A 12,971-nucleotide genomic window follows, 5' to 3' on the forward strand; every position below is an offset into this window, starting at 1 on the left:
AGTTTTTTTGTACTGAGTTAAAACCATCTCCTCTCTATCTTTTATAGAGAAAAACTGCAAAGCCTGCCCTTGCACTATTGTTTTATGTAAATGTCGGGTTGACTGAATTACATCATAAGGATTTCTATGTAAATTAATAAACTTAGCATTAGGATAAAGTTCTAAAAGCTCTTTAATTCTACTGGTATTATGTGGGTTTTTTAATACCAATTGCTTACCGTCATTAAAAAAAGTAATGTTTTGCAATAAAAAATGATAATCTTTTCTCCATTCAGCTTTTTCTTTTGCACTAACTCCCTCAAATAAATTATACTTAGTGAAATAACTTTGATTTTGAGGGAAATTCCACGAATGGATTCCCGATTTAGTACTCAAAACACTCATAGGTTGCTCTTCTTCTGCCGGTAAATCGGGCGAAACTCTAATATTATCCTGTGGTCTTTTGCTGGGCATTAAAGGCGAAAGCACAATTTTTAATAAAGAGCGACTTAAATGTGCCACATTAAACAAAAAACTTTGATAGTTGCTCAGTGTTCCGTACTGTGGGTCTTTGTGCATCAAATAATGAAGATGTGTGGTGCCACTTCGCCAATGACCTAAAATAAAAATAGGTTGTTGCTTGCTTAAATCTACTTTAGATATTTTTTTATTAAAAATTATTTTTTGCAAGAATTGCAAAGGCATCATTATAAAATAAACCATAAAAGTAATATACCTTGCTTTCTTTTTATAAATGCCGGTTATTTCATTTTCTTTTTGCAACTGACGCCATACACGTGGCAGTGCATTATATAATAAATGACCTATTACCTTTTGGTTTTTTCTCTTTGTCATTATTAGCTATGATGTTTTTTTTGCAAAATTAACAATAATAATTCTATATTTTTTCAGAACATTTTTTATTTTCGGTGCGTATAAGAAGATAAGGGTTATCCTTTTGCCTAAAAAACCACAAAACTTAGAATGAAAAAATTATTAAGTCTGCTGTTGTTTGTTAATATTCTAATATTTGCATCCAGTAGCCACACACTAAACGAAGACAGTGCGACCAACAGTTCTTCTGATATTTCTGACAATGATATAAACAAACAAAGTGTTTTTGAAAGCATAAATTTTGGTATCAACGTACCTTCAAAAAAAATGTTTGATTTGGCTTATGCCGGATATACTAAACTAAAAGAACAAGGTAAAATAAAGAAAGAAATATTAAGTATTGTTGATTTTGAACAATCATCTAATAACAAACGACTTTGGATTATTGATTTAAAAAACAAAAAAGTGTTATTCAATACTTTAGTAGCTCATGGCAGAAATAGCGGCAATGAGTTTGCTACTTCATTTTCTAATGTAAATAGTTCTTACAAAAGTAGCTTAGGTTTTTATATTACTGGTGGCACTTATACCGGCAAGCATGGCAATTCTTTGAAACTTTATGGTGTAGAAAAAAATATAAACGATGCGGCTTATGAAAGAGCTATTGTAATACACGGAGCTGATTATGTGAGCAGTAAATTTGCTCAAGCTTATGGCAGAATAGGCAGAAGTTTAGGTTGCCCGGCAGTACCTGTTGAATTAGCTGACGATATAATTGCGGATATAGCCAACGGTTCGTGCTTATTTTTGTATAAAAACGACACTAAATATTTAAGTGCAAGTCAGTATGCGGACAGCAAAAACAATCCTTTAGTTACAAATTATTAGTAGTTTATATTCTTCCTTTTATCTTTCAATTCATATTTTCCTACATAAATTTGAAAAAACTACTACCACCACAACTTTTTCTGCTTTGCATAGCACTAATGATTGCTCTGTATTTTTGGTATCGTGGAATTATAGTAATAAATTATCCTTTCAATTTATTGGGGATTATATTCATTGTATTAGGTTTAGGCATTACTATAAAAATAAGCAGAAAATTTAGTGCAGTTGATACAGAAATACACACATTTAAGACACCAAGAAAATTAGTTATCAATGGTCTTTTCAAGTATAGTAGAAACCCTATTTACACAGGATTTTTAATTGCTTTAATTGGAGTTTCTATTCTTCTTGGCAACCTAAGCTCTATTATTGGAGTTCTTCTATTTTTTTTCGCTGCCAATTTTTGGTACATCCCTTTTGAAGAAAATCAGTTAGAAAAAGAATTTGGCAAACAATACAGCGAATACAAAAACAGTGTAAGACGCTGGATTTAAAGCATAAATATTTGATAAACTATATATAGTTTAAATTAATATTTATACAATTTCTTTTACTCCTCTAAAATCCCTTCTAAATCGGCAGGAGAATATGCTACAGATTTTAGCACTTTATTATCACCTACCCTATATACCAAATATTTATCTTCCTTCTGCTTAATAAAAGATTGCGTGCCGTCTTTTGCTTGATATTTAGCTTGTGTAGCTTCTGCCTCTTTATGTGTAGCACAAGCTTTGCTCATATTACTACGCTGTACTTCATTAAACAAAGTTTCAAATTTATCTGCCAAACCAAATTCTAATACTGCACCGGAAAGTACGTATTGTATATCTGCCAATGCATCTGCTATTTCTATTATATCGTTATCTTTTATAGCTTGTTTTAGCTCGTTTAATTCCTCTTGAAGCAAATTAACTCTAAGCTCACAGCGGTCTTTAGATGGTATAGTGGGTTTATCTAACACCGGTGCATCAAAGGTGTGATGAAATGCTGCTACACTATTTAATGCCTGCGGTTCTTTATACTTTTTCATTTTGTTTTGTTTTAGCTGTTTGCGATTTTAAACTTAATATTTCTTTTATGTACTCATTTATTTCATCTGCTCGGTTTACTATCATAAAATGGGTGCCACCACGCACTTTGTAATAGTTTTTTATATGAAAAAATGGAAAAACTCTATCGGCAGTGCCATGTATATGATACAAATTTTTAGGAACTGTTTTATTTTTCCAATACACGGCTTGGTTGGCACACCAATCGGTAAAAGGTCCGTCTATAACATCTACCATACTTTTTATTAATGCCTTATCCTCATCTGTTGTTTTTCCAAAAGGAAACCAATACCAAAACTGAAATTTACTTACTCTGTCTGCCTTAATAAGTTTGTGCAACGGAATTGCCTTTGCCATTTTTATGGTATTAGGAAACTCTCTTCGCGTTTTTACGCTAGAAATTAATATGGTTTTTTCTACAGGCAATATTTTAGCCAACTCTACAGCAACTATTCCACCAAAACTTAAGCCACACAAAATACTATTCTCGGGGTCTTCTATTTGGCTTGATAAACGTTTTGCATATTGTGGCAAATCTTCATTTTCTTTTGGTTTCAACCATTTTATGCCTTTTCTTTCATATCCGGGGAACTCCAATTTATCAAATGCATGCACGGTAGCTCCAAGCCCGGGAAGCAAATACACAGTTTTTTTACTCATATTAATTACAAAATTATTATTTTAGTGTCTCTTTTAAACATATTTACAAATGTCAGATTATCTAGAAACAAAAAACCACTACAATCCACCGCCAAAAAATATAGTTAATTTCTTAGCTCGCTTTAGCCAATGGTATTTTGAACCAGAGTACATAGGTTTAAACAATCTACATAAAGATAAACCCGGCATTTATGTTTCTAATCATACATTATTAGGCATAACCGATGGTCCTCTTTACATCCCAAAATTATACAATGATTTAGACATTTACCTAAGAGTTTTGGTAGATAATATGCACAAATCTGTTCCATTGTGGAGAAGTATTATGACAGACTACGGTGCTGTAACGGGCAGCCGAGAGCACGCTAAAGCATTAATGGAAGCCAAACAGCATATTTTAGTATTTCCGGGAGGTACAAATGAAATATGTAAAACCAAAGGAAATGAATACACTTTAATGTGGAAAGATAGATATGGATTTGTAAAAATGGCTGTAGAAAATGCTTATCCTATTTATCCCATTGCTTCATTGGGTGGAGATGAACTTTACGATATTATTTATGACAAGGAAGATTTAGTTGATTCTAAATTTGGTAAATGGCTTGAAGAAAAAGGTATTTTAGATAAATATTTTAAAGGTGGCGAGAATATACCTCCATTAGTAAAAGGAATAGGTCCTACTCTTTTGCCTAAACCTAAAAAGATTTATTACAAATTCTGCAAACCTGTAGAAACCAAAAAACTAAAAGGTAAGGCTACTGAAAAGCAACTAAAAGAAATTAGGGAAAAAGTAGAAGAAAAAATTTATGACGGCATTCACGAGTTAATGGAGCTACGCTCTAAACAAAACGATGATGAGCAGCACCCAATAAGAAAGTTTTTGAATAGTTTGTAAAAACTAATTTTCTTTAAAGGTAAAGGCTATACCTATTAATACTATTAATCCACCAACTATAAGTTGCATAGTAATTTGTTCATTTAAAAAAAAGCGGGCAAAAATGGCACTAAAAAATGCTTGACTTAACAAACTTAAAGACACTCGGGTGGCTCTCATATTTTTTAAAGCAAAACTGATGAGCACCCATGCTAAGACTTGACAAATAATACCCTGCACTAAAAATGAAAACCAAGCATTTTGAGAATGAAATAAAAAGTTTTGTTTGGTAAATAAGCAAATAAAAAATAAAAACACCGTAGAACTTACTAATGACACAGAAAGAAAACTCATTACGTCCATTTTTTTCATGCTTTCTTTGCTTAGCAAAATATACCCGGCATAAAACATTCCTGAAATTATAGCTAAAATAAAACCTCTGTCAAAATCAAAATGGCTTACACGCTTTACGCCCAGCATAAAAATTAATCCTAACAGAGCAATACCTACACCTATCCAAAAATTTCTATGAGGTCTTACCTTTAAAAATAGCAAAGAACCTATACCCACCCAAACCGGTGCTAAATTTACCAATAATGTAGCTTGCGTTGCATTAGATTCCATTATTGAAACGTTCCATAAAGCAACATCGCTGGCAAAAAACAAACCACTTAAGGCAGACAAACCCAATAATCTTTTATTAGGAATATGTAGTTTTTTACTTGCTATGGTAAAAGGAACTATCACTACAGTGGCAATTCCCATGCGATAAAATGCGGCAATAAAACCACTTGACAACTCTAATTTAATAAGTATAGGAAAAATAGAAATACAAAGTATTCCAACAAACAACGCCAGTCTTGCTTTCATAAATAACAACAAAAAAAATGGTAGCCGCTTAAATAAACAGCTACCGTAAATAATTTATTCTTTTACAAATCTAAATAGTTTAGAACTTTTATTGTTAGATAATTTTACAAAATATACGCCACTTGCTTTTTGGTTCATATCAAAAGTTATATTTCCCTTTTGAGTGTTCAGCTCTTTTTGAGCAATAATTAACTGACCAATAGTATTATATATTTCTATGTTTAAATCTTGATTTTCAGTAAATACATAATCTAAAGTAATGCTACTATTAGTTGGATTAGGGTATAAACTAATGTAAGAAATCCAGTTAACTTGCTCTATTGCCACATTGCCAACAGTAGCTGTATCTATATCTTGACAACCATTAGCATCTGTAGTGGTTAATATATAAACTCCCGTACTTAGATTGTTTAAATTTTGGGTTGTAGCTCCATTAGACCATGAAAAAGTATAAGGTGGTGTTCCACCAAAAACATTGGTATTTACATTGTTATTATTTACTATTAAATCAACACTTAATGTATTTTGAACTGTTATAATTTCTTGTTCTAAAGTATCGCTACAGCCATAAGCATCTGTTACAATTACGGTGTAATTTCCGGCAGGAATATTATTTAAGTCTTCTGTTGTAGCCACACCCCAGTTGTAGGTTAAATTTCCCGAACCACCTACTACATCAATATCTATACTTCCACTATTGCTACCACCGCAACCTACATTTTGAAAACTATTTACACTTACTTGAGGGGCAGGTTGGTTTACTACTGTGTATGTAGAATTATATGTACAGCCATTGCCATCGGTTAAACTAAAAACGTAGCTTCCTGCATCTAAATTATTAATGTTTGAACTTCCTGCATTTCCGTTCCAGCTGTAACTATAAGGTTGTGTTCCGCCTGTAACAGCTAATTGAATTGTTCCATCTCCTTGTCCACAATGCTCATCTACAACAGTTTCTGAAACCAAAATTTCATTAGGTTGGCTTATAGTATAATTTTGTTGTACCATACATCCTGCGTTATCTGTAACTGTAAGTGTATAATTACCTGCATACATATTGCTATTAGTATTTGTAGCTCCCCAGCTATAGTTGTAAGGAGATGCTCCTCCTGTAACAGTAGCCGTAGCACTACCTGTATTAGTGCCATAGCAAGTAGCACCCGTAGTATCTATAGATAAAATAGGTGCATTAGCATTTGAAATTGAAAAACTTTGTACTTGAGAACAACCATTTCCGTCAGTTATAGTAACAGAATATGTACCAAAACCTAAACCCGAAACGCTATTAATTCCTGTGGATGTACCCGAGCTAAAATTAAAAGTATATCCACTTATGCCACCATTTACGGTAGCTGTAGCCGTACCATTGTTTTGCCCACAAGCCGCTGGAGAAGTAGATACAGCAATATTATAATTAGGTACAAAATTTCCAATAGTAAAACTTTGTGTGGCTGTACAACCATTAGAAGCTGTAATAGTAACTGAATATGTGCCAGATACTAAACCACCAACACTATTTGAACCCGTTGAAACACCATTGCTAAAGCTAAAACTATAACCGGATGTTGTTCCATTTACAGTAGCACTTGCTTTTCCAAAACCTCCGTTACAGGTATCTGAAGAAGTTGTTACTACAATATTATATGTTGGAGTTGTATTTGTTATGGTAAAACTTTGAGTTTTTGTACAATTATTAGCATCAGTAACTGTAACCGAATATGTGCCTGCCGACAAATTAGTATTACCTCCACTTGACCAAGAATATGAATAAGAACCCACACCTCCACTTGCACTTGCCGAAGCACTTCCATTACTTTGGTTACAAATTTCATTATTTGTAGATACAGATAAACTTAAAGCCGTAGGTTGCGTTATAGAAGTTGAAATACTATTAGAACAACCTGCACTATTTGTAACTGTGGCAGTATATGAGTTTGCAATTAAATTACTTGCCGTAGCACTTGTGGAGCTACTATTTGTCCAAGAATAAGTATATGGCGAAAGTCCGTTAGAAACGCTTACTGTAGCACTACCATTATTGCCACCATTGCAAGAAACGTTAGTTTTAGAAATACTTAAGTTAGGCAATGGACTAACCGTTATATAATTTGTTTTAGTTTCGGTATCAGAGCCGTCTGCATTGGTAGCTGTTAAAGTTACCGTATATGTGCCTGCTGTATTATAGGTTACAGTTGGGTTTGCTTGTGTAGAAGTACTTGGCGTACCTCCACTAAATGTCCATGCATAAGATGTAGGATTATTGGTACTTTGATTAGTGAAAGTAGCTGAACTACCTATACAAACCGTAGTATTACCCACTGTAAAATCTGCTACAGGAGGATTAGAAACCGCTGCAACATCTATATTTATATTATCTATGTACAAATTATTTCCATATCCATTTTTGCCTACTATAGCAAATTGAATATTAGGCTGATTATTAAAAAATGGATCGTTTAAATCTAAAACCATATTTTCCCAATCTGATGAAGCTGGCGTATATGCACTATTAGTGCTTCCTGCTGTAGCTAAATCAGTTCCACCTTCTTTATAAATGGCATACCAATTAGTACCACAGTCATTAGATGCTGCCACTATTAATGTGTCATAAAAAGAATTTCCACTTTGAGAGCTATAATAATAAGCATAAGCATAATCGTAGCTTAAAGTAGCACTTGTAACTCCTGTAAAATCTAAAGCCGGGAGCATAAACCAATCTAATTGACCTGCACCATTATAACTATAATTATCTATAAACATAGATGCGGTACTACCACTTCCTGCACTTGTTGTTCTTTGCCATGTATCGCTGTTGTCTGGGTTGTATAAACTATAATTAGTAGGTGGAAAAGTAGAATTTTGAAAATTTTGTGTTAATGGTAATGCAACGCCCATAGTAACATTAAATGTAGTAGTTTTAGAATCATTAGATGTATTTTGGTCTGTGCCACCATTAGGATTTTGAGTGTAAACAGTTAAAGAATTGCTCCCATTTACAGCATTATTTAAAGTATTTAAAGTTACACTTTGAGTAGCATTAGTAGTTAAACTACCTGTCCAATTGTAAGTATATGTAGTTCCTCCATTAAGCTGATATTTTATGGCACAAGATGTTAAAGTACTACTTCCATAATTTCTTAAAGTTACTATGGGAGTATAACTAGTTCCACAAATATCGGTACTTGGTTCATCTATTGTAACTATTCCTGCATCTCTTGCCACAGAAGGTGCACAAGGGCTGTAGGTTCCTGTTAAACTGGTAGTAGAACCACCGCCTACAGGATCTAACCAAACATCTAATCTTCTATTATTAGCACTGCCATTAGAGTTCCAATGGTAAGAAACTTTACCGTAATAATCTGCTGAGTTAGGTGCGGAACAATATGAACCTCCTCCTGTTAAAGTACCTATTATTTGTCCTAAATTATTAAACAATGGAGAACCGGAAGATCCTCCTTCTGTAACGCCATGACCATTTGTTGTAGCTGCCCAAGTTGTTTGATAATGAGAGGGCAAACCATTACTATTCCAGCCCGTAGTAGTTAAGTTTGAAGTATAAGTAGATATTTTTTTAATATCTCCCGCAGGATGGTGTATGCCTACTCCGTCTGTTGTTACCGTATTTAATAATGCCGAGTTCCACCCATTGTAATATACATTATAACTTTGAGGGACACTGTTATTAAATTCTAACAAAATAAAATCTGAACTGCTACTTCCGCCATTATTACTACTAGCCAATACGCTACAGCCTGTTACCGTATTAGAACTAGGCTCGCTACCAGGATTTGAACAACCGCTTGCCTCATAATTAAAATAGAATACCCAACTATTAAAATTTGAAGTAGATGAACCTTCTGCACAATGGAAAGCCGTTAAAAAATAAGGTGCACAGTCTAAATTTGTATTATTAACCAACGAACCCGAACACCAACCAGCAGAATTTCCTGCCACAACATAAATTCTTGCTACTCCTCTTTTCTCATCTTGCCAGTTTGCTCCTTCTGAACAGTTTACATTTATTTGGCAATTTTCAGAATCATTAAAACCATCAATATAAGTTTGATTAGGTAAACCTTTATACATGTGAATTAACGAGGTAATAGAAAAAGTACCTTGACCTTTAACATTAGCAGGTTCATAATACTCTACTATACTTTTGCTTCCCTTTATTAATTCTGTAGTAAATTGTTTTGATTCATGATTATTAAAACTGGTAAAAGCACCTATTATTTTGCTGTAATCTTCATTGTAAACAAATAATTTTGCTCCATTAGGTAAATGAAAATCATTATACATTAAAGTGGTAGCTAATGCTCCTTTTGACTCAATTTCTACTCGCCAAATCCTATCGCCATTTTCTAAATTAACCCATGTTCCGCTATTTAAAAGCGAAATATTTACTTGCCTTACTATACCGGTTCTTTCTATTCCGCCCTCTAAATATTGAACGCTATTTAACTCCCTTTCGCTTGGCTTTTCTAATTCAACTTTTTGAAATTGTTTGGATAACTGATTAGTTAATGAATAAGGTTTTCCTCCTTGACTAATTTGTGCTTTTACAAAGCAAACACTTACTAATAATGGTAAGAAAACAAGTAATAATCTTTTCATCTTTAATATTTATTTAGTGTAAATTTAGTTATTATTATTCGCTATTGAAATTTATTCGTTTTTTAACACTACAAAAATCATACTAAAGAAAGCAATTTAGTTTTCAATTGAGTGTAATTTTCTATTTCAGAACTATTCTTCTCCTTATTCAGTATTTTTTCTACAGCTTGCGGAATAGTTGTTTTAACATGCAATGTTTCTTCCACCACATCTATAAATTTGCAAGGATGAGCCGTTTCTAACGCTACAACAAGTGCTTCTTTATTTAACTCTCTATATGTTTTACTTCCCAACATTGCCACCGCTCCGTGTGGGTCTAAAATGTAGCTGTGTTTAGTATAAATCTCACGCATCATTTCTTGCGTTTCACTATCCGAAAAACTATACGAACTTAAATCTTTTTTTAGTAAATCTAAATTGCCGTTATACAACTCCATTATACGCACAAAATTACTGGGCAAAGCCACATCCATAGCGTTTGATATGGTAGAAACAGACACTTTTTCTTCTAAAATGCCTGTTTTCATATACTGCGGTATTACATCATTTGCATTGCAGGCAGCTATTAAATGCTTTATGGATAATCCCATTTTTTTAAGCATAAAAGCCGCACATATATTCCCAAAGTTTCCACTTGGCACCGAAAAAACAAACTGTTTTTTGCCTTGTTTAATTAATTCTTGCAAAGCAAAAGCATAGTAAAACATTTGAGGCAACCAACGAGCCACATTTATAGAATTGGCAGACGTCAATTTTAATTTAGATGTTATTTCCTTATCCAAAAAGGCTGTTTTTACCATTGCTTGACAATCATCAAAACTACCATTTACCTCTACAGCTTGTATATTGCCACCAAAAGTTGTCAGTTGTTTTTCCTGTATGGCAGACACTCTGCCTTTAGGATACAAAATAACCACATCTACACCCTCTACGCCATAAAAGCCATCTGCTACAGCTCCGCCCGTATCACCGGAAGTGGCTACTAACACACAAACTTTTTCTTTATTGCCTTCATTAAAATAGCCTAAGCACCGAGCCATAAACCGTGCTCCCACATCTTTAAAAGCCAATGTAGGTCCGTGAAATAATTCTAAAATATAATTATTGTTTTCAAGTTCTATTAAAGGAAAATCAAAACTGAGGGTTTCCGCTATTATTTGTTGCAATTTATGGGCAGGAATATCATTTCCCACAAAAGGTTTTATGAGCTCAAAAGCTAAATCGTTTCTACTTAAAGTAGAAAAATTATCCATAAAATCTTTATCTAATTTAGGAATTTCAAAAGGGAAATACAAACCTTTATCCGGAGCTATTCCATTGATAACAGCCTCTTTAAATGAAGCGGTATTTTCTTTATTATGTAAGCTAAAATATTTCATTTTCTAAAAAAAACGCAAGTTACAATAAAGTTGTAGGAAACTTCAAAAGTTTCAGCAACTTTTAACCTAAGTTCGGTTATTCCGGCAAAGTCAAAATTTATAATTGCAAGGCAGATTTTGTAAAGGATAGCCCTGCTATCGTGGGAGGAACTCATACCACGACTTTGAGTTGTGGCACGAGTACAAAACTTTCTTCGCAATTTAAGGTGTTTTTACCTTGAATAATTCCCTTACAAATTCAGCATTAATAATAAAACCGTTATTCTACCAATAATTTATGCTTTAAGATAGCTTCTTGGGACGTTTAAGTAATTTGAATTACAGTTTGTGGTCTTTTACTTTTGTCTTGATACAAAAGTAACAAAAGATCAAGACTGTAATCAAAAACACTAAAATGCTATAAAACAGACGAGGACAAATTAATGTATGCTCAATTTTAGTTTTCCTAAAGTATTTTTATTTGTAGGAGCATACTAATTTGTCTGTTTACTGTTTTATAATTTCATTCATTTTGGATGTCTGTTTTACATCATTTCTTAACGTATTTTTGATTAAGGTCAGGTAAAAGTGCACCTTAAGTTTGCAAGCGGGACACCCATTAACCGAAAACTCCGTAAAAAATTAAACTGTTTGAAGAACAGAGTGATGAGTTTTTGATTTTTAGGAGTTGAGGTTATAATGGGTCGCTGAAAACTTAGTGCGATTCTTTTGTAACTTTTCTTCTAAAGAAAAGTTAATGTAAAATACTTCATAGGTATCTTTATGGATAATCATAAAAAAAGCTATCCTTTTCTATGCGATTACCGCATACACGACAATGACGTTCTTGGGAGAATTTTTTTCTATGTAGCTTATTAACCAATTAACATTAATCACTCCGCATATTTATCAAAAGCTGTAATAATTTTGCCTACTAATGGGTGGCGTATTACATCTTTAGTAGTTAGCTCTACATGACCTATGCCTTTTATATTTTTCAATAAATTAATAGCCACACTCAGCCCCGATTTTTGATGTTTAGGTAAATCTATCTGCGACATATCGCCTGTAATAATACACTTAGCACTTGGTCCTATACGCGTTAAAAACATTTTTAACTGCGAAACCGTAGTGTTTTGTGCTTCATCTAAAATAATAAAAGCTTTATCTAATGTTCTACCACGCATAAATGCCAGCGGAGCTACTTCTATCACTCTATTTTCAAAATAATAAGACAATTTTTCTCCCGGTATCATATCATACAAGCCATCGTAAAGTGGACGTAAATAAGGATCAATTTTTTCTTTTAAATCGCCAGGCAAAAAACCTAAGCTCTCCCCTGCTTCTACTGCTGGGCGAGTTAAAATAATACGCTTAACTTGTTTTTCTTTTAAAGCCTTTACAGCCAGTGCCACCGCAGTATAAGTTTTCCCTGTTCCTGCCGGACCTACGGCAAAAACTATATCATTTTGGTCAGAAATTTCTACCATTCGCTTTTGGTTAGCCGTTCTGGCTCGCACTATATTGCCATTATTGCCATAAACTATAATATTGCTATTATCGGCAGGCAAAGATTCATTTACTTTATCTTCATCGCCCAAAAGCTCATCTATTTCTTTAGCTCCTAGCTTTCCATATTTTTCTAAATAATTTAAAAGCACTTTTACTTTTGCTTCAAAAAGTGCCAATTCTTCTTCACTACCAGCGGCTTTTAGCTTGGTTCCTCTGCTTACAATTTTTAATAATGGAAACTTCTTTTTAACAAGATTAAGTTTAGAATTGTTAACACCAAAAAAATCTATTGGATTAACTTGCTCAATATTAATGGTTAATTCGTTCAAATTA

General features: G+C 33.3%; 10 protein-coding genes. 3 read left to right on the forward strand and 7 right to left on the reverse strand.

Annotation, left to right across the window (positions count from 1 at the left end; genetic code table 11):
• On the reverse strand, positions 1-834 hold an 834-nt coding region (locus H6578_08530; GenBank protein MCB9227193.1), incomplete at its 3' end, for a sulfotransferase.
• 129 nt (positions 835-963) lie between these two features.
• On the opposite strand from H6578_08530, the gene H6578_08535 reads away from it, so the two are divergent.
• Both H6578_08535 and H6578_08540 read left to right on the forward strand, forming a co-directional pair.
• Positions 964-1,701: a murein L,D-transpeptidase catalytic domain family protein gene (locus tag H6578_08535; GenBank protein ID MCB9227194.1), complete on the forward strand. Its 738-nt coding sequence runs from the start codon at positions 964-966 to the stop codon at positions 1,699-1,701.
• A gap of 50 nt (positions 1,702-1,751) precedes the next feature.
• On the forward strand, positions 1,752-2,195 hold the full coding sequence (locus H6578_08540; GenBank protein MCB9227195.1) for an isoprenylcysteine carboxylmethyltransferase family protein: 444 nt from the start codon (positions 1,752-1,754) through the stop codon (positions 2,193-2,195).
• Between the two features lie 56 nt (positions 2,196-2,251).
• Here the strand turns inward: H6578_08540 and H6578_08545 are convergent, their stop codons facing one another.
• Together H6578_08545 and H6578_08550 are read right to left on the reverse strand one after the other, a co-directional pair.
• Complete coding sequence (locus tag H6578_08545) at positions 2,252-2,731, reverse strand: nucleoside triphosphate pyrophosphohydrolase family protein (protein ID MCB9227196.1); 480 nt, start codon at positions 2,729-2,731, stop codon at positions 2,252-2,254.
• Positions 2,718-3,410: an alpha/beta hydrolase gene (locus H6578_08550; GenBank protein MCB9227197.1), complete on the reverse strand. Its 693-nt coding sequence runs from the start codon at positions 3,408-3,410 to the stop codon at positions 2,718-2,720. Before H6578_08550 ends, H6578_08545 begins: the two co-directional genes overlap by 14 nt.
• Before the next feature lie 49 nt (positions 3,411-3,459).
• On the opposite strand from H6578_08550, the gene H6578_08555 reads away from it, so the two are divergent.
• Positions 3,460-4,305, forward strand: coding sequence for an acyltransferase family protein (locus tag H6578_08555; GenBank protein MCB9227198.1), 846 nt, complete (start codon positions 3,460-3,462; stop codon positions 4,303-4,305).
• Between the two features lie 3 nt (positions 4,306-4,308).
• Here H6578_08555 and H6578_08560 read toward each other — a convergent pair whose 3' ends face one another.
• From H6578_08560 to H6578_08575, 4 genes are all read right to left on the reverse strand, one after another.
• Complete coding sequence (locus H6578_08560; GenBank protein ID MCB9227199.1) at positions 4,309-5,154, reverse strand: DMT family transporter; 846 nt, start codon at positions 5,152-5,154, stop codon at positions 4,309-4,311.
• Between the two features lie 54 nt (positions 5,155-5,208).
• Positions 5,209-9,768 (reverse strand): T9SS type A sorting domain-containing protein, encoded by a 4,560-nt coding sequence (locus H6578_08565; protein ID MCB9227200.1) that lies wholly within the window; start codon positions 9,766-9,768, stop codon positions 5,209-5,211.
• A gap of 77 nt (positions 9,769-9,845) precedes the next feature.
• The gene (thrC, locus tag H6578_08570) at positions 9,846-11,147 is read right to left on the reverse strand and encodes a threonine synthase (GenBank protein ID MCB9227201.1); all 1,302 of its coding nucleotides are present in this window, start codon (positions 11,145-11,147) and stop codon (positions 9,846-9,848) included.
• Between the two features lie 872 nt (positions 11,148-12,019).
• Positions 12,020-12,967, reverse strand: a complete 948-nt coding sequence (locus H6578_08575; protein MCB9227202.1) for a PhoH family protein — start codon at positions 12,965-12,967, stop codon at positions 12,020-12,022.
• Between the last annotated feature and the right edge of the window lie 4 nt (positions 12,968-12,971).

It is taken from the genome of Chitinophagales bacterium, from assembly GCA_020635995.1.
In the GTDB taxonomy this organism is placed as follows: domain Bacteria; phylum Bacteroidota; class Bacteroidia; order Chitinophagales; family UBA8649; genus JAFMKE01.

Bases quoted from the DNA above. Each gene is read 5' to 3' on its own strand.
- H6578_08535 (MCB9227194.1), top strand. From the start codon at position 964: ATGAAAAAATTATTAAGTCTGCTGTTGTTTGTTAATATTCTAATATTT.
- H6578_08545 (MCB9227196.1), bottom strand. From the start codon at position 2,731: ATGAAAAAGTATAAAGAACCGCAGGCATTAAATAGTGTAGCAGCATTT.
- H6578_08550 (MCB9227197.1), bottom strand. From the start codon at position 3,410: ATGAGTAAAAAAACTGTGTATTTGCTTCCCGGGCTTGGAGCTACCGTG.
- H6578_08555 (MCB9227198.1), top strand. From the start codon at position 3,460: ATGTCAGATTATCTAGAAACAAAAAACCACTACAATCCACCGCCAAAA.
- H6578_08560 (MCB9227199.1), bottom strand. From the start codon at position 5,154: ATGAAAGCAAGACTGGCGTTGTTTGTTGGAATACTTTGTATTTCTATT.
- H6578_08565 (MCB9227200.1), bottom strand. From the start codon at position 9,768: ATGAAAAGATTATTACTTGTTTTCTTACCATTATTAGTAAGTGTTTGC.
- thrC (MCB9227201.1), bottom strand. From the start codon at position 11,147: ATGAAATATTTTAGCTTACATAATAAAGAAAATACCGCTTCATTTAAA.